At 41.5% G+C, this 19,073-nt stretch carries 17 protein-coding genes; 7 read left to right on the top strand and 10 right to left on the bottom strand.

From position 1 onward, the window contains the following. The first annotated feature begins 20 nt into the window (after positions 1-20). The 7 genes from B1A85_RS11990 (at position 21) to B1A85_RS11960 (ending at position 8,507) form a co-directional block, all read left to right on the top strand. A complete protein-coding gene (locus B1A85_RS11990; protein WP_104547139.1) occupies positions 21-1,253 on the top strand; it encodes an O-antigen ligase in 1,233 nt (410 codons plus the stop codon). A gap of 54 nt (positions 1,254-1,307) precedes the next feature. Continuing rightward, complete coding sequence (locus tag B1A85_RS11985; protein ID WP_104547138.1) at positions 1,308-2,447, top strand: glycosyltransferase family 4 protein; 1,140 nt, start codon at positions 1,308-1,310, stop codon at positions 2,445-2,447. Positions 2,448-2,497: 50 nt separating this feature from the next. Then, entirely contained in the window at positions 2,498-3,466 is a 969-nt protein-coding gene (locus tag B1A85_RS11980) for a glycosyltransferase (RefSeq protein ID WP_104547137.1), read from the top strand. Positions 3,467-3,481: 15 nt separating this feature from the next. Next, a complete protein-coding gene (locus B1A85_RS11975) occupies positions 3,482-4,708 on the top strand; it encodes a DUF563 domain-containing protein (protein WP_246841402.1) in 1,227 nt (408 codons plus the stop codon). A 13-nt stretch (positions 4,709-4,721) separates the two neighbouring features. After that, on the top strand, positions 4,722-5,681 hold the full coding sequence (locus B1A85_RS11970) for a glycosyltransferase (RefSeq protein WP_104547136.1): 960 nt from the start codon (positions 4,722-4,724) through the stop codon (positions 5,679-5,681). 64 nt (positions 5,682-5,745) lie between these two features. Continuing rightward, positions 5,746-7,239, top strand: coding sequence for a glycosyltransferase family 39 protein (locus B1A85_RS11965; RefSeq protein WP_210404402.1), 1,494 nt, complete (start codon positions 5,746-5,748; stop codon positions 7,237-7,239). Beyond that, positions 7,239-8,507, top strand: a complete 1,269-nt coding sequence (locus B1A85_RS11960; RefSeq protein WP_104547134.1) for a lipopolysaccharide biosynthesis protein — start codon at positions 7,239-7,241, stop codon at positions 8,505-8,507. The genes B1A85_RS11965 and B1A85_RS11960 overlap by 1 nt, the downstream gene beginning before the upstream one ends. Positions 8,508-8,514: 7 nt before the next feature. On the opposite strand, the gene B1A85_RS11955 is transcribed toward B1A85_RS11960, so the two are convergent. From B1A85_RS11955 to B1A85_RS11905, 10 genes are all read right to left on the bottom strand, one after another. After that, entirely contained in the window at positions 8,515-9,012 is a 498-nt protein-coding gene (locus tag B1A85_RS11955; RefSeq protein WP_104547133.1) for a 2TM domain-containing protein, read from the bottom strand. Between the two features lie 39 nt (positions 9,013-9,051). Beyond that, positions 9,052-9,873, bottom strand: coding sequence for a creatininase family protein (locus tag B1A85_RS11950; RefSeq protein ID WP_104547132.1), 822 nt, complete (start codon positions 9,871-9,873; stop codon positions 9,052-9,054). A 12-nt stretch (positions 9,874-9,885) separates the two neighbouring features. Beyond that, positions 9,886-10,404, bottom strand: coding sequence for a 2'-5' RNA ligase family protein (locus B1A85_RS11945; protein ID WP_104547131.1), 519 nt, complete (start codon positions 10,402-10,404; stop codon positions 9,886-9,888). Between the two features lie 334 nt (positions 10,405-10,738). Continuing rightward, positions 10,739-11,782 (bottom strand): RNA 3'-terminal phosphate cyclase, encoded by a 1,044-nt coding sequence (rtcA, locus tag B1A85_RS11935; RefSeq protein WP_104547129.1) that lies wholly within the window; start codon positions 11,780-11,782, stop codon positions 10,739-10,741. 56 nt (positions 11,783-11,838) lie between these two features. Continuing rightward, a complete protein-coding gene (locus tag B1A85_RS11930; protein ID WP_104547128.1) occupies positions 11,839-13,191 on the bottom strand; it encodes an FAD-binding oxidoreductase in 1,353 nt (450 codons plus the stop codon). 25 nt (positions 13,192-13,216) lie between these two features. After that, on the bottom strand, positions 13,217-14,044 hold the full coding sequence (locus tag B1A85_RS11925) for an ABC transporter permease (protein WP_104547127.1): 828 nt from the start codon (positions 14,042-14,044) through the stop codon (positions 13,217-13,219). 6 nt (positions 14,045-14,050) lie between these two features. Further along, positions 14,051-14,839, bottom strand: a complete 789-nt coding sequence (locus tag B1A85_RS11920) for an ABC transporter ATP-binding protein (RefSeq protein WP_104547126.1) — start codon at positions 14,837-14,839, stop codon at positions 14,051-14,053. Positions 14,840-14,996: 157 nt separating this feature from the next. Further along, positions 14,997-16,049 (bottom strand): ABC transporter substrate-binding protein, encoded by a 1,053-nt coding sequence (locus B1A85_RS11915; protein WP_104547125.1) that lies wholly within the window; start codon positions 16,047-16,049, stop codon positions 14,997-14,999. Positions 16,050-16,067: 18 nt separating this feature from the next. Then, a complete protein-coding gene (locus B1A85_RS11910; protein WP_104547124.1) occupies positions 16,068-16,541 on the bottom strand; it encodes a tetratricopeptide repeat protein in 474 nt (157 codons plus the stop codon). Positions 16,542-17,371: 830 nt separating this feature from the next. Further along, on the bottom strand, positions 17,372-18,979 hold the full coding sequence (locus B1A85_RS11905) for an alpha/beta hydrolase (RefSeq protein WP_210404401.1): 1,608 nt from the start codon (positions 18,977-18,979) through the stop codon (positions 17,372-17,374). Positions 18,980-19,073 lie beyond the last annotated feature (94 nt).

Below are 19,073 nucleotides of genomic sequence, written 5' to 3'. Positions count from 1 at the left end.
GAAATTTATGAAAATTTAATATGAAACCACAAAATTTTGTAGAGCAAGTAATCTGGTATTCTGCAATCGGAACTTATGGGCTTTACTTTCTAGGGGCGCAGTATATCTTTATTCCTGCGATCGCTTGGCTTTTAACACTTTATCTATGCAAGCAAATTTGGCAGCAAGCACAAAATTCATCAGCTAACAAAATTACAATTCCTTTGTCAATCTGGGTATGGATTGCTTCGATGTTGCTCTTAGAGCTTGCTTTAATTATGGGTCATATAGACTTTGACCTCGGACTCACAAAAACTATCTTCTCGTCAATTAACAATTGGGCTAGACAATATGCACTTTTAGCTTTGTTTCCCTTGATTGGCTGTCTCAATATCCGACCTCAAATTCTTTATCGCGCCGCCTGTATTATTTGCTTACAAAGTTTAGTCTTTGCCGCGATTTCTTGTTTAATTGTCATATTGCAATTACCTCATATTGAGTATATTTCTCCTCTAGCAATTCTAGGAGGTGGATCGGATGAACTTTATTCTGTAGACTTTTATGAAATTGAATATGGAACTAATCTACTGCGATTAAAATTGTTTGCGCCTTGGTGTCCTGAATTAGGAATGATCGCTAATGTTTATTTTTTTCTTACGCTTCAAGAGCAAAACTCTAAATGGAAAATTCTTGGCGTAGCTGGTGCGATCGCTATGATTATTGGCTCATTTTCCCGCGCGGCTATATTATGTTTACCTGTTGTAATCGCACTTGTTTGGTTTTTAGGAAAGCTGGCTCAACCAATTACATACATTATCTTAGCAATAGCAAGTTTCGTTACAAGTATTTTTACTCCTCAACTAGTTAATTCGATTCAAACTTCTCGGGAACAGTTTGATAGCTTTCGCGCTAGTTCCTCAGAAGTAAGAGGTCTTTTAGTCAATTTAGCATTAGATCGTTGGTATGAAGCTCCTATTTGGGGTCATGGTGTTGTCACTCCTTGGCTAAATACTCCAGGAATTGGCACTCATCATACATGGGTTGGTCTTTTATTTATTCGTGGAATAGTTGGTTTCTTGGCTTTCGCCGTTCCTTTGTTTTGCAGTTTTCTTGACTTGCTTTTTAAGGTTCAAAAAAGTAATACTGCCAAAGTTGGCATGAGTATAATCTTAGTTTTATTTATTTTTAGCTCTGTTATTGATATCTCATATATCGTTCATCTTTATTGGTTGGGTTTAGTCATGTTAGGTATTGCTTTTAAAGAATATATTTGAACTTTTTTAAAAAATATTGAGCAAAGATTTTAGAAAAAAATTGAGGCTTACTGTATGCACGTTATTGTTTTAGAAAATCAACCATCTTCACAACGGGGCGGACAAGAGTTAATTTTATTAGATGTTTGCCGAGGTCTGGCGGCGCGCGGACATGAAATTAGCTTACTGTATTTAGAAGAAGGTAATTTAATTAAGCAGTACCAAGAATTTTGCAGCCATTTAATTAAAGTTAATAGTTTTCTTCTTGACCGCAGTACTATTAAATATAGTTTGAAGTTTTTTAGCGATATTTTTAAAGTACCAATCCGTAAAAATAGCGTAATTTACAGCAATCGCTATCATGATGTTGTTTTTGGTTATTTATTGTCTTTGGTTAAACAAATTCCTTTTGTTTGTTACTTGCAACTACCACCACATACAATAAACTTTGGTCGTCCGCACGCACTGAGCTTAAAAGGTGTTAATAAGTTTATTGCACTTTCACAGCAAACAAAGTTAGATTGGCTGGCTACTGGTTTGCAGGAGGAGAAAATTGATATTGTTCATGTAGGTATTAATCGCGAAACCTATCAACCTTCTAAAAATTTTTCGGCGATTAGACAGCAGTGGAATATTTCTGAGGATACTAGGGTTATTTCCTATGTGGGCAGACTTGATAAAGAAAAGGGAATAGAAATATTAATCAAGGCTTTTGCTTTACTTGTAAAAAAGGGAGTGAAATCTAAACTATTAATTGCTGGAAAACCTGTAGCACACGCTAGCATTGAAGCGGGTGAAGAGTATCAAAAATCTTTAGAACAACTTTCAATCGACTTAGGCGTAGCAAGTGACGTAAATTTTCTTGGTCATGTAACGAATACTACTGCTGTTTATCAAGTTAGCGATGTTACAGTCGTACCTAGTTTGTGGTCTGAACCGTTTGGAAGAGTCATCATCGAGTCAATGGCTTGTGGAACTCCTGTCGTCGCTAGCCGCACTGGAGGAATCCCTGAAATTTTAACCGCAGAGTTTGAGAAAGAACTTTTTGCGCCAGGAGATGAACAAGCTTTATTAGAAACTCTAACTCAAATAATTGATTGGCGCGATCGCGATCCTGCGTTTGGTGAAAGGTGTCGTCAACACATTTTATCTCATTTTAGTTTAGACAACATGATTAATGGAATTGAAAAGTCATTATTGAGTGTTGCACATTAAAAGTTTGTTTAAGGCATTAACTCAATCACTCTACATTTATAACAGTTAAAATGCCAAAAGTAACAGTAATAATACCAGCATACAATGCAGAGCGCACAATCGTCGCGGCGATCGCTAGCGTCCAACAACAAAGTTTTGGTGACTGGGAACTAATCGTCATCGATGACGGGAGTTGCGATCGCACAGTGGAATTACTCAGCCGAGTCCAAGAACCACGAATGCAAGTGTATCGCTACGCCAACGCCGGAGTTTCCGTAGCGCGCAATCGCGGTATCGCCCGCGCCCAAGGCGAGTACATTGCCTTTTTAGACGCAGATGACTTGTGGCGTCAAGACAAACTTGAGTGTCAAGTTGCAGCGTTAGAACAACACGCCAATGCCGCAGTGGCGTATAGTTGGACGTGTGTGATGAATGAGTCGGCGACGATGATTCATCCCGCATCACCAGTGTGGTACGAAGGTAATGTGTATTCGCAATTGCTAGTGCGCAATTTCTTGTTGTGCGGTTCTAACCCACTGGTGCGTCGTCATGCGTTGGAACGGGTTGGTGGCTTTGACGCAACGCTAACGCATGGTGAAGATTGGGAGTTGTTTGTGCGTTTGGCGAAGCTGGTCGAGTTTGTCGTGGTTCCGGCGGCGCAAGTGTTCTATCGTCAGTCACCGACTTCCGCCTCCGCGCAGGTTGCATTGATGGAAACGCGTCTTTTAGCTGTGATTGATTCGGTTTTTGCGGCGGCGCCACCCCACTTGCAATCGTTAAAGAACCAAAATTTAGCTCATCTTTATCAATATTTGACAGGGTTATATCTAAAGCATGCTGCTAATCACAATGATGTCAAGCAAGCGCGACAAATGCTGTGTCAAGCCATTCGTATCTATCCAAAAACATTGTTAGGTAACCGAACGCAAATTTTAGTATTCAAGCTACTCTTGGTGAAGTGCTTTTCATACAAACTGGCTAATTATCTTTTAATTTCTATTAGCGAAAAACGTGGCAATAAAGTATCTTTTAATTACTAATTAATTTTACTATCAATGCTATTTTTCATCTCATTCCAACTACAATTAAATAAGGTCATAAACCGCCTTAAGATACTTTATCGAATTCAGATAAAGTCTTTCCTGCGCAAACCGATATTTTATATTTATCAAAAACTCGGTTTGACTCTTGTTACGAGAGAAACCTTATTCAGTAGTCCAGAAAAATATCATTTATCGCATTTTAGTCATCAAGAAATAGTGATTGCTGATGAGCCAAAAACCTTAGAAAGAATGGCAACTATTAACAATCAAATTCAGCCATTCATTATTAAAATTGAACCGCCTTTTGTATGTGAAATTAATGATGCCTACTTAGCTGGACCAGCTGCCGTCGGCTTTGATGTAAATCAAAATATCATTCTAGAAACAACAACTCCATATCATTGCCAGGAAAGCCATTTAGAGGGTAGTGTGGCTATACGGGCTTTAGTTATAAAAAGTTTCTTAGCTGAGAATACTCCAGAAATAGATACTGCTTGTTCATTAATAAACGCTTGGAGCCAAAATTATTGGCACTGGATTATAGATTGTTTAACGCGCTTAGAAGGAATTGAGTTTTATCAGCAACAAACAGGCATAAAGCCTAAGTTAATTATTGATGCTCATCCTACTGCATGGCAAATAGATTCACTCAAGCTTCTAGGATATCAACCAGAAGACTGCATTCAATGGAATAAATCAAGGTTGCGAGTTAAAAAATTAATTATTTCCTCATTTCGACGGCATTATGACAAAGTATATAGCGTTGAAGCACCTTCAGCTAGTCGTTGGCTTCGCGAACGGATGCTGAGTAACCTTACTAAAACGAATCGGCATTTTTCATCTAGAATATTCATCTCTCGTCGTCAGGCGCAAGGAAGACGAATTATTAATGAAGATGATGTTATTGCAACGTTGGCAAATTTTGGTTTTGTTGCCTACGTTCTTGAAGAAATGAACTTCGATGACGAAGTAAGATTATTTGCACAAGCAACAATGGTTGTGGCTCCGCATGGTGCAGGTATAACAAACATTATTTTTGCACAAAACCTGACTTTAATTGAACTATTTGGTGTATCTGTATCGCCGTGTTTTGCTAACTTAGCACGGGGTTTAGGTTTTCAGTACGGATACCTTCAATGTTACTCGCCTTACACCGCACTTCGTTATCACGATAGCGACATGGTAGTAAACACAATGCAATTAAAAAAGCTTTTAGTTCAAATGCTCGCTTCTAGCTAATTGCTACTTATTTATGCCAAAAGTAACAGTAATAGTACCAGCATACAATGCAGAGCGCACAATCGTCGCGGCGATCGCTAGCGTCCAACAACAAAGCTTTGGCGACTGGGAACTAATCGTCATCGATGACGGGAGTTGCGATCGCACAGTGGAATTACTCAGCCGAGTCCAAGAACCACGAATGCAAGTGTATCGCTACGCCAACGCCGGAGTTTCCGTAGCGCGCAATCGCGGTATCGCCCGCGCCCAAGGCGAGTACATTGCCTTTTTAGACGCAGATGACTTGTGGCGTCAAGACAAACTTGAGTGTCAAGTTGCAGCGTTAGAACAACACGCCAATGCCGCAGTGGCGTATAGTTGGACGTGTGTGATGAATGAGTCGGCGACGATGATTCATCCCGCATCACCAGTGTGGTACGAAGGTAATGTGTATTCGCAATTGCTAGTGCGCAATTTCTTGTTGTGCGGTTCTAACCCACTGGTGCGTCGTCATGCGTTGGAACGGGTTGGTGGCTTTGACGCAACGCTAACGCATGGTGAAGATTGGGAGTTGTTTGTGCGTTTGGCGAAGCTGGTCGAGTTTGTCGTGGTTCCGGCGGCGCAAGTGTTCTATCGTCAGTCACCGACTTCCGCCTCCGCGCAGGTTGCATTGATGGAAACGCGTCTTTTAGCTGTGATTGATTCGGTTTTTGCGGCGGCGCCACCCCACTTGCAATCGTTAAAGAACCAAAATTTAGCTCATCTTTATCAATATTTGACAGGGTTACGTTTAACTCAAGTTACCAGTGCTGAAGATATCAAACAGATTGGACAAAATCTACAGCTAGCAGTACGCTTACACCCCAAAATTTTACTTAGTAGAACAACGCAACGCTACTTTGCAAAATGGTTTTTGATGCAACTTTTTTCGCCTGATATTACCAAAAAATTTACTCAACTTGGTGCTACTTATGCTATTCGTCCTCAAGGTTAAAAGAGGTATAAACTTATATATTAATAAAACTTTGATATACAATTGGGTTTCTTATGGAATTGTAGTGTTATTCTTAATAGGCTTATTTTTTAGATTTACTAATCTCGATCAAAAAATTTACTGGTACGATGAAACGATTACATCGTTACGAGTTTCAGGATACAGACAGTCTGAAGTCGTGCAACAGGTATTTAATGATCGGGAAATTAGCATTCAAGAACTACAGAAATATCAACAAATTAATTCAGAAAAAAGCTTACTAAATACAGCATATTCGTTAGCAACTGAAGCTCCACAGCATCCACCTTTATATTTCTTCATTGCTCGCTTTTGGATGCAAAGATTAGGTCAGTCAGTAGCAATAATAAGAAGTTTATCAGCTTTTATTAGCCTACTTATTTTTCCTTGTCTTTATTGGTTATGCCTAGAATTATTTAAAACGCCCATGGTTGGTTGGGTAGCTATTGTATTAATGGCAGTTTCGCCATTTCACGTACTGTATGCCCAAGAAGCACGAGAATATAGCTTATGGACGGTTACAATTTTGCTTTCTAGTGCTACTTTACTGCGTGCAATACGGCTAAAATCCAAGTTAAGTTGGAAAATGTATGCATTAACAGTAATTACTGGTCTTTATTCATTTACATTTTCTATCTTTATCATGCTTGGGCATGGCATATACGTATTAGCTAATGAGAAGTTTAAACTCACTAGAGTTTTTAGAGATTATTTATTTTCCTGCTTTCTAGGATTTGTAGCTTTTTCTCCTTGGATGTTAATTATTATTATTCACTTACTAGCAGTAGGCAACATAGCAAGTTGGACAGCAATTGATTTATCATTGCCAGCTTTGATACAACAGTGGATGGTAAATTTTAGTTCGATTTTTTTAGATTTAAACTTTAGTTATCATCCGAATACAATTTATTTAACTTTACCTGTTTTAGTTTTAGAACTATATTCAATTTATTTCATCTGCAAGCGATCGCCACAACAAATTTGGCTATTCGTTTTGACGTTAGTCGGAGTCACTGCATTAGCCTTAGTTTTACCCGATTTACTTTGGGGAGGACGGCGATCGAGTGTTAGTCGATATCTCATACCTTGCTACTTAGGTATTCATCTAGCGGTTGCTTTTGCGATCGCAACTCAAATCATCTCTGCTAATTCGGTACGACGCCAGCTATGGCGAATCATTACGGTTGTACTGATATCAGGTGGAATTGTATCTTGCGTTGCTAGTTCTCAAGCAGTGGCTTGGTGGAATAAATACGATAGCTACGATAATCCACAAATAGCCCGCATCATTAATCAAGCGCATCGTCCACTTGTCATCAGCGATCCTGGGGTAAGTTTCGGTTATGTATTATCGCTTAGCTATATGTTAAATCCCGATGTGCGGTTGCATTTACTAACACAAAGTATCTCAGAAATTTCGACCGACGCTACCGATATCTTTTTATACAGACCTTCCCAGGAATTACGAAATCAATTGCAAAAAAACTACACAATATTACCGATTCAAGATTCTCATAATTTCTGGAGGTTAGAAAGCTAGTGAGTTTTATTGAACAACCTATTAATAAGTTAAGACAAAAGCTGTCTAACCAGTTTATTTCTAATCTAGGCTGGCTAAGTAGTGCAGAAATAATTACGCGAGTTTTTCGGATAGGTATCACAGCGATCGCGGCGCGCTTTTTAACACCTTATGACTACGGTTTAATCGCAATTGTTACAACAATTAATGAATTTGCACGAATACTAATGGAAGTAGGAATCGGTGCAAAAATTATTCAATCTGATACAGATATCAAGCAGTTATGTAATTCGGCATATTGGTTAAATTGGATTATTTATATAAGTATCTTTATTCTTCAGTGTTTCGCTGCTTTTCCTATTGCTTGGTTTTACAATGAAACTCGATTAATTCTTCCAATCTGTGTAGCAGCAGTTCCTTATTTGCTTTGGCCCATAGCCGCAATTCAATGTATTCTGATCCAAAAAGAAAATAAACTGAAAGTCTGTGCCATTAACAACACACTTAAAAACTTTTCTAGCTATAGCCTACTGGGCATTTTTGCCGTTTTAGGTATGGGAGTGTGGTCGTTTGTATTATCTTGGGTTTTCGTTGCACCTATTGACATTTTTATTTACCACCATTATCATTCATGGCGTCCAACAAAAAATATGACAACCAAATATTGGAAAGAGTTCTTTGTTTTTGGTAAAAATATTTTCGGTACGCACTTACTCAAAACACTCAGAAATAACTTAGATTATTTAATAGTTGGTCGTTTTTTAGGAATCAAAGAATTAGGATTATATTTCTTTGGATTCAATGCAGGATTAGGAATTAGTTTGAGCTTTATTACTGTTCTAAATACAGCTTTATTTCCCCATTTATGTGCTGCAAGAGCGAATCAGTTAGAACTTAAAAAACACTATGCGCATAGCCGCAAAGCGATCGCCTCAATTATTATCCCTTTAGTTCTTCTACAAACAAGCTTAGCTCCCTTGTATGTGCCGATTGTTTTTGGTCAGCAATGGGTAGTAGCAATTCCTATTTTAATGCTAATTTGTTTATCTGCTATTCCCCGCGCGTTTGCTGATGCTGCTTCGCTATTACTCGTCGCTGTAGGCAAACCTAATTTGGATTTATACTGGAATATCTTATTTACAACTATCTTTAGCGTAGCATTGCTGATTGGAATTCACGGGCAAGCTTTGGGAGTAGCTACGAGTGTTTTATTAGTTCACGCGATCGCTATCCCTTTATTTATTTATTGGACAACAAGCTATGTTTTTCATAAACTAAAGAATGCTTAGCGTTTCCTCATTTTTGCCAAGCTTTAAGGCAGCGATCGAGTAAGGAATTTACAGATTGTTTGATTTGGCGGCTGCGATACCAACGGCGATAAGCTTTTTCGTATTCTTCGCCTTGAGTTTGGTAAGTGTTCCAGGCGTTCAATGCAAGCCATGCACCCCAAAATAAAGCAATATATAACGACCAAGAAAGTTCGCCTGCACTGATAAAATTCAGAAGTAAGAAAAAAGAATTAATAATAGCATAATTACCAAAGCTCTTTTGTAATTTACGGCGACGATGCGTATTGAAAGCTTGGCGCTTTTGTGCCTCAGTTTGCTGTAATAACCACTCTTTTTCTGCTGCTTGCAAACACTCTGGCGTAATTTCCAATTCAGCTGCAATTTCTATTAACTGTTCGCGTGTAAATTCGCCTTCGTGCGCTTGGCGAGAAATCGCGATTTGTAAAATCTGCTGAATATCTTCCTGGTGATATACACGAGTTATTTGATTATCTGCTAACTTCATGTCAATCTTTTTGTAATATAAATACAACAAAAAACCCGATTAAAGGTTACTGTTTCTATTATGCCAAGCTTGTGGCTGACGAAACTTATAGATGTCTGCGATCGCTTTTACCCAACCATCCGAGACAGATTCCAAGATGCGATCGCCTTTTTCCTTCGTCGCAACTGTCGGATCGCCTAATACACCACTCTGACTCAAATCGCGAGTTGTCCACGCAAAAGGTAACTTACCTTCCATTGAAAGTAAACTATCTTCTGGCAATTCTGGGTATTCTGCAACTGCGGCTTGCATCTTCACCTGTTCGGGCAAAATTGATAGCATCAAACTTGTTTCTGCATCGCCTGCATGAATTCCTAATTGCTGTTCTTTAGGCGAAAGTAATTCGTTAACAGCGTGCGGAACGCGCCAGGTAAATAGCGGAAATACTAAAAAATCTTCATACTTGACGTGCAAATCGCGGGCGACAATTTCCATAACTTGCGGTTGTCCGCCGTGCGAGTTCATCAAGACAAGTTTGCGAAATCCTGCCCGATAAAGGCTTTCGGCAATTTCAATTAATGTTGATATTAACGTTTGGGCGCTGAGGGCGATCGTTCCAGGAAAATGCCAATGTTCGTTTGATTTACCGTAGTACAATGTCGGTAACGCATATGCGGGAATACTCGCATCGAGTTTTTCCAAGGCTTTTCCGAGAACTGCTACGCCAATTGCAGCATCGACAATTAATGGTAAATGCGGACCATGTTGTTCAATAGCGCCGACAGGTTGAATTAAGACGACATCCTGTTTATTTGGCATTGCTTGAATGTCAGTCCAAGTCAGATAAGGAAAAAATCGTTGTGGTGGAATGAAACTGTGCATCATTTCTACAATTTAAGCGATCGCATCGCGTTCAAAGTTAAATTCACCTGCTAACTCCCAAGGTCCACCTTTGTAATACCAGAGTAACAGCCCCTCTCCATATCCGTTAAGAGAGTCCCAACTACTGACAAGCTGGTTATAAAGTTGACGCGCTTCTTCTGATGTCACTTTATTTTGAATTGTGACGTGCGGTTGATATCGCTGTTGATCTTGCTTGCTTAACCACATATTCCAAGTTGCAGCAAGCTGTTGACGCAGTTGAACCAACTCAGAACATTGCGCTTCTACAGCGACACCTTTACCCAAAAAGCGCGGCTGTGAGAAAAGTAGAGGTAATGGTGGAGTCTCCAGAGAGAGGTTTTGTAAAGTCTGCTGAATTGATAGTTCTGCTTCACCTGGAAGTGCATGAAATAGCGTGATGTGTGCGGGAAGGAAGTTTCTTTCTGGTGGAAAGTGCTGCTGGCGCAATTCATTGAAAAATTCAAAGGTTATGCGATCGAGTTTGAGTGTCAAAATAAGTGGTGGTGACATATGGTTGGTAACAGGTAATTGGTTATTGGTAATGAGTAGCTATTGGCGATTAGTAAACTTTGATTAGCTTTCTAAATTACCCATTATTCAGATCTTGCACCATTTTCATCTGTTACCCGATTGCTCGCCCTGCAAAGTCTGATTTATCAGACTGAAAAGCTGATTCAGTCCACTTTGAGTGGGCTTGATCTATCAGCTAAAGATATTGATTCTCAGGCGGGCTGTATGGCTAAACTGAGAATGCTGCAAGATTTCAGATTACCTAATCAAAAAAATATACTTTCTTCTCGAGCCAAATTTGAAATTTGGGCTTATACGATTTCAAAATAGGAATTTAAGGTGAAGGTGCGATCGCAACTACCTTCTCACTTGTATCAATATGCACTCGCGCTACACCAAATTGTTCAATTACCCATGCATTCGTCGTCAAATGAGTGCTAATTTCTGCAACTCGATATTGACTTGGTTGCATAGCTAACGCTGCGGGTAACAGTAACTGATCTGCTAAGTGAACATCAACAGGTGCGCCTGTGTCGTGGAAATTCAATAACTCTGCACACGCCATTTCTGCAACTTTCTCAGCTGCTAAACCTACACGCCCTAATGCACTGAATCCAGCACGAGTATTTGCATACTCAGCAGTCAGAAAAATCCCTGCACCAGGGGCAATTCCCTTTTCGCGCGACGGTGTTACAGTCGCTTTTAGATGCGCTTGACGCAACAGATTTTCAGCGCGACTTGCCATGCGTTGCGGAATGTGTGAAGGTAATTCGGTGACTACCGCTAATCCACGTACATGCTGCAATTCGCCTCTTTCTAGTAAATTAATTTCACGCAGTTGACTGTTACCGCGAACTAGTAATTGCACCTCACCTCCACCTTGGGGATACCAACCCCAGGCGTTGAGTTTTACCTCTGCTGCTATTCCCAGTTGATGCAATAGCGGTAAGTAAACCTGTTCAATATATGTGAAAGGTGGGCTAAAAGGAACATGAGTTCCGCCGCGTAGCGTTACCGAAGAATCACCTGGTGCGATCGCTAATGGTAAAAGAATTGTTTGCAATATCAAAGTCACCGCACCTGCGGAACCACCTGCTTGTGCTGCGGTAACATCAAAGTGATATTGACCAGCTTGTACAGCACTCTGAGGAATAAACTCTAGTGACATTGAACCCAATGTGTCACCTGTTAACTTTGCATGACAAAGTGCTGCAACTGCGCGCACCGCAGTCAAATGCTGAGCCGCCAATCCAGGTTTTTGACGTCTCGCCCGAATGTGCTCAATGCGGACTGCTTGACCAGTAATTGCAGCTAAACTCAGTGAAGTCCGTAGAACTTGTCCGCCGCCTTCTCCATGAGAACCATCAATGTCAATCACAGCTGTATCAGAATGTTACGCACGCGAGTGAGATAAAGCCTTCCATGACTAACGACTTAACTCGCCATCAAAGCTTTGATCTTACCAGGATTCATCAATCCATAAGGATCGACCATTTGTTTAAACTTTAGCTGTTCGGGGTCCATTTGTTTGCGTCCGCCATCTTCAATAATATATGTATGCGGATTGGCAATAAACACGCCGTTAGCTTCGTGATAGCGAATAATCTCATTTAACCGTTCTTCGGTTGTGTAGCGCACAAGTTGCAACGCCGCAGGAACAACGACACCATTAGCTCGAATAAATTCTAAATGCATCATTACCTCATCGCCGAAATAACGATACATCTGCTCGACAGTTTGTAATGATTTATCTGCGGGAAACAAACTTTGTAAATACGTAATTGATGAATCGACGCTACGCGCGTGTAGTGTTGTGTGATTCCAAGTAAATTCTCCTAAGTTCACACCCTTACCAGCATCCTGCGCTGACTTTTGATAAGTCAATTTTCCGCCATATTCTTGAATCAACCCTGGCAGTACTTCTAAACTTGATTCAGCAACGATCAAAAAAGCTGCGTGAGCTTCCTCAGAAATGTATTGACGCAATGCTGCAAAGTAACTAGGAATTGGCGATGCAAAAACTGTAATTAATTTCTTAACCATTCCATCCGCATCACCCAAAGCTTGTCCAAAATGGGCAGCAGTCATAAAATCATCAAACGTGACAATCAATTCCACCCAAGGATAAGCAGGCGCCAGCGGAATTTCTAACTCAGTAATAATGCCATTCACACCCCAAGCGTGATTCACTTTTTGTACGTCATCACCGCGCAACTCGATCGCGCGAGGTTCATCTTCTAGCGTCACCACTTTTAGCGCCAAAAGATTACCGCGATCGCGCAACTGTCCATACGTAATCGAACCAATTCCCCCACTACCACCTGCAACGAATCCGCCAATCGTAGCCGTACGATACGTAGAAGGTGCCATGCGAATTTCCCAACCGCTTTCCCGCGCTGTTTTATCCAACGCCGCCAACTTCACCCCCGCTTCCACCCGTACCACACCCTTCTCAATCCAGAGAATTCGCTGCATCCGCGACATATCTAAAATTACACCACCATGCAACGGTACGCATTGCCCATAATTACCTGTTCCCGCACCTCGTACCGTCACCGGAACGCGATACTGCGCGCACGCCGCCGCCACCCGCAATACCTCCGCCTCCGTAGCAGGGCGCACCACAATATCCCCTACCTTCCCCGCCAGCTGATGCTGCAAAATTGGACTAAAAGTATGATAATCCTGCGATAACTTCGCCACCTGCGCCGCATCAGTAATCACCTCAACTCCCGCCAACGCAGCAACAAAAACTTCCCAATCAACCTTAACCGCCGTACTCGTCATTCCCAATTACCTCTTTGCATCAACCCTAATTCTCATGCTTCACCGCACTTTCATGCCATTTCCCCAACACCCACTCTGACAAAGCTGTCAACCCCACAAAAATCGCCACCCCTAACCCCGTCGTCAACAACAACGCCGCAAACATACGCGGAATCTGCAAATTGTAACTCGATATCAAAATGCGATATGCAATTCCCGATCGCGCCCCACCTGTTCCCGCGACAAACTCCGCCACCACCGCACCAATCAACGCCAAACCGCCACTAATGCGCAACCCGCCCAAAAAATACGGCATAGCACTCGGTAAACGCAAATACAGCAACGTTTGCCATTTGGAAGCTTTATACAGTTGAAACAAATTCACCAAATTGCGATCGACACTATTTAGCCCCAGCGTCGTGTTAGAAACAATCGGAAAAAACGCCACAATCCACGCACAAACAACTAACGCTGCAAACGTGTTGTTTCTTAACCAAATAATAATTAAAGGTGCGATCGCCACGATCGGAGTTGTTTGCAAAATCACCGCATACGGAAACAAACTTTTCTCAATCCACTTACTCTGCGTAAACAAAATCGAAATCAACAATCCTGACACTGCTGCGGCGACAAACGCAACAACAGTAATTTGCAACGTAACTAACAACGAAGCAAACAGTTCATGCCAATCATTAATTAATGTTTGCAATACTAATATGGGTCCAGGCAGTAAATACGGTGGTAAACCTGTGACGCGCACAACAATTTCCCACCCCACCAACGCTAGAATTCCCACTACAATTGGCGCGACAACATCAATCGATATGCCCTGCGCGTTAACTGAAGAGGATTGGCGGCGACGGAGAATAGTCATTGTCTACTATATTGGTTGGGCGATTGCACTGCGATCGCGTTGTAACGGCGATTCATTCATGGCTGCTTCCAGGCATTGCGAAACTTCGCGACAGTATTCGTTATACAGCAAAGACGTGCGAAATTCTTCACTACGCGGATACGGTGCTTTAATGCTAATATCTGCAACAACACGCCCAGGGCGCGCCGCCATTACAATGACGCGATTAGAAAGATAAACCGCTTCATAAATATTGTGCGTTACAAAAACCACCGTCCAACGGTGCTGACTCCACAAATCGAGTACGTCGCGATTCAGCTTACTCCGCGTAATTTCATCAAGCGCCCCAAAAGGTTCATCCATCAATAACACATTTGGTTTTGTGACTAAAGCACGCGCGATCGACACCCGCATTTTCATCCCACCCGATAACTCGCGAGGATAGCTGCGTTCAAATCCACTCAATCCCACCCGTTGAATTGCTTGCTGTACTAAGACTTCTCTATACTTTTTAGGCGTCCCAGCTAATTTTAACGGCAAATGCACGTTTTCTTGCACCGTTGCCCAGGGCATTAATGCGGCTTCTTGAAAGACATACGCCAGTTTGCGATCGCTAATCCCCCACTCGATGCTGCCAGAATTCATTTGTCCCAAGCCAGCGATAATCCGCAATACGGTACTTTTACCACAACCAGATGGACCGACTAAACTGACAAATTCAGCATCCTGAATTGCTAAATTCATGTTTTGCAAAGCTATGGTACCGTTACCATAAACCTTACTGATCTGATTTAGCCGAATTGCGGGAAGAGTCATTGGCTATCAATTGATCGATAATTACCAACCATATTCTATCCGGCGTCACTCTACCGTAAGCAGGAATACCAAATTATCGTTAGTTAAATCAAAGGCAAAATATGCCTTACCTATTAAGTTTTAAACTAACGGAATTTTCTTAAATTCCCTTACCCTTCTAACTGCGATAAGCCTGCACGCCTTTATTGACAAATTGCAAGGTAAATGCTCGTTCGTATGCGATATTCGGTTTAAAAACACCTGCTTGTGTCATACTTTCAAAAAAGGATTGCCATCGCTCCTCAGTCATCGACCCAATTCCCAGCTGCTCTGCTTCGCCAGACTTAATAATGCCGTATTCTTGCATTTTTTGAATTCCGTAAGCAATTTGCTCGTCGGTCATTTCTGGGTTAGCTTGTTTAATTAATTCGTTTCCTGGTGCTGGGTTTTCTAAATAGCTATACCACCCTTTAATCGATGCATCGACAAAGCGTTGAACTAGATCAGGATTATTTTCGACTAATTCGCGCTTCGTTTCAATAGTTGTTGAATAAGGAATATAACCATAATCTGCTAATAAAAAGACAACAGGTGTAAATCCCCCTTGTTGCTCAATAGCAAAAGGTTCAGACGTGATATATCCTTGCTGTGCCGATTGTTTATCTGCCAGAAATGGACCAGGATTAAAGTTATAGGGACGCTTTTGATCGTCGGTAAAACCAAATCTTGCGGCTAATAAAGGCCAGTACGTCACATTTGCCGACGAAGATATATAAATTGGTCTGCCTCTGAGGTCTTCTATTGAGTCCACTCCTGTGTTAGGATGCGCAATAAGACACTGGGGATCTTTTTGAAAAATTGCCGCTACGGTAATTTTCGGTATTCCTTCTGCAACCGCGTTGACAGCATCGACACCGTACCCCATAAAGAAATCAACCGCGTTTCCCATTAACAACTGCGTACCTGTGGGTACTTGCGGACCACCCATTTGAATCGTGACATCTAAGCCGTGTTCTTTATAAATTCCTGTGGCGATCGCTTGATAAAAGCCTCCGTGTTCGGCTTGGGCGACCCAGTTCGTTCCAAAAGTGACGCGGTCGAGATTTGTTGATTGGGAAGTCTCTGTTTGCGGCTGATTATTTGTACAAGCTGCAACTACACTACTACCAATAAACAACGAACCATATTGTAAAAATTTCCGACGATTTACCCTCTGAATAATATTATCCATTAATAAATCATCTCCTTTTCAGCTAAGTTGTGCGGTACATTCCAAAATTAACCTTTGATTTTCTATTGCATACGGTTGCACTTCTAAAGCACGACGCAAAACCCGAATTGCTTCACTATAATTTCCTAAAGCGATATAACATAAACCCATACCATGAAGCGCGCCGAAATGAACTGGATTAAGTTTAACTACCATTTCGCAATCTGTTAACGACTTTTGATACTGACCATTGATGTAATACAATACAGCACGTCGGTTCCACGCTTCGGCAAAATCAGGTTCAGCTGCAATAACTTCGGATAATAACGCTTCGGCTTGTTCGGTTTTACCCGCTTCAACTAACGCTTGACTTTGTTGTAATAGCTGTAATCCATAAACACCCTTTTGTCCAAACCAATGCTTCCATAACTCCTGAGTCGCCCAATTGCGCACCTTCTCGTCAGGATTCTTTAAAGCGTCTAGTAGTGGATCGATAATAGATGCGTCATCCATAATTCCCAATTGAACTTATTGAGTTGTTTTAGCATGTCATGTGAGTGTTAAAGATGCTGTCAATATTCTCCTAAATCCCCGCGTAAGAGACTTTAATTTTAGAAAGCCGAGCTCTGGAAAGTAGAAAGGTTTTGAATCAATCCTTTTTCAGATATCCTCTAGACGAGCCTACTGAATTTTGTTCAGAATTTGTTAACTGACTATATAAGAATTAAGCAAATAGATATATTTTTGTTGTATTTCAATATACCATTTTCCAAAAACAATAGAACAGAGTCGTCAGTACTCCTCTACAACCTTTATGATGAGTAGAGTTTGTTGAACTTCAAGCCACAGCTAAACATACTAATTCTTGCGACTAGGCTCGCCAAAAAGCAGCGTTCTTAGTATACTCCAAACGATGCCAGCAAAAGCTGAAATTAATAGAAGTAGCATTAACAAAGCTAAAGCAGAAAAAGGCGAGAAAATAGTAACAAGTAGTAAAGCTAAGACAAGAATTGCAATTAATATATTATTCATTTCTCTAGTCTCATATAATGATACGTAACACTCAATCGATGACAATATTTATAGAAGTCGAGAACTATCACTATAGATAGCTTTTATCCCATCTCTTGGAATCAGAACTACAATTAATTTCTCCTCTGCTTCCTCTGCTTCCTCTGCTTCCTCTGCTTCCTCTGCTTCCTCTGCTTCCTCTGCTTCCTCTGCTTCCTCTGCGGTCTATTTGTAGAAACTTTAAAGCAAAACGATATTATCCCTAATTCCTATAACAGCTAAAGACAAGGTTAATAGCTGTTCGGATTTCTTGACATCTAACCGCAGCATCATTAGCGGAGAAATTGTTCTAGCTGACTATTGGAAAGCGATCGCACTAAACTTAGTGGTAATAAATTCTCACTAATCGCTTGCGCATACGCTGAACTGAGATACGGACGATATTGCTGCAAGTTATTGATATAGGTTTGAAAAAATGCTACGCTCAACGCACTCATATACGACCGTGCAACTTCTGGGGTAGGACCGATAACTTGTGGTGGTACGGCGATGGGTTCAGAACCAGGCGCAGCTTCGCCAATTGTGGAAAAGTGCGTAGCGCCTGCAATCACCGCCAAATATTTATCAGGAGTCGTCAACCAACTAAAAGGACGAATTTGTTCAGCTAATGTAGGCGCAATTGTATCTGCACTACCGCTAACAATCATCACAGGAATAGCAATTTGACGAATACTGGCTTCACCGAAAACACTACTTGTAATCGGGTTAATGGCGATCGCAGCTTTGACACGCGGATCGCGTAAAACATAGCCTGTTCTGGGTAACTCTAGGGCGCGACATTGCAGTAATAACGAAACATTCCACAAAGGCGAATCTTGCAATCTATTACAATCTTGTTGCAATTGTTCAAAGTTTAATTCTGCACCTGCAAGTGCTAACGCAGTATAACCGCCAAACGATTGCCCAATCACTCCCACTTGCTGAACATTGATATTTCTAAAACGGGCGTCAGCGATGCGCAAACGTTCCAACTCATTGAGTAAATACCTGACATCCAACGGGCGGTTGATAAATTCGTTTGGTTCGGCGACTTCCGCAGCGACTCCCGATAAAAGCGATCGCAATTGTTCTGCATTACTTCCAGGATGTTCCGGAACCGCCACCGCAAAGCCGTAAGAAGCGAGTTGCGTTGCTAAGTAAATAAAACTTGTTCGATCCGATCCTAAACCGTGCGAAATCACAATTACTGGTGCTGGTTTTTGCATCAGCGGGAGATACAAATCGACTAGAAATCGGCGATCGCGTCGCGGATCGAATAACGTAAGTGTTTGTTGCTCCCAATTCCAAGGACCTCTTTCGCGCAAGTCAGGGATTTGCCAATCGAGTGGTTCCGCTATCGCAGCATTCACCGCATCTTGTTGAACAAGTGCGATCGCTTGCGCGGTTTGGTTGACTAATCTGTTGAGTTGTTCCGCAATTTGTAAACTGCGGGTTAAATCAATGCGAATACTACGTGTGGGAAACTGACGCAATACATTGAGTAGCGTTAAACCATCCGGCGTCGCAGCGGCTAAAATCAACGCAGAGCGGATTGCATAAAAACCTGGTTGACGCGCTTCGGTTTGAATAATTTGCCCCAATCGCTGCAATAAAATGATTCCTTGCGGTGTATAAAGAAACTGCGCAACGGCTACCGGAGTTAACTCAATTCGCGTCAGCAGTACTCGTCGTAATTGTTCTAGCTGTTGTGGACTAATGTATTGCGCATAAACCGCAAGTTCGTCATCTAAAATACCTTCACGTGCATACTTTTCTAGCGCTGCTACCGAAATTGACCGTTCGACAACTGAATAAGATGCATAAATCCGCTCTGCTGTCAAGGAGGGGCGCACAATTCCCAGGGTAGGAAGGAAACAAAGCCCTAAGGAAGATGCAACCATCCCAATTTGCCACAACAAGCGCTTGTACGCATAGGAATTTCGTCTGTGAGGTTTAGAAAGCAAAGCTACCGATTCCAGAAGTCCAGCTACTTAT

Origin of the sequence: Chroococcidiopsis sp. TS-821 (assembly GCF_002939305.1) — a bacterium.
Classification (GTDB): domain Bacteria; phylum Cyanobacteriota; class Cyanobacteriia; order Cyanobacteriales; family Chroococcidiopsidaceae; genus Chroogloeocystis.
This window is presented reverse-complemented; position numbering and strand designations above follow the sequence as displayed.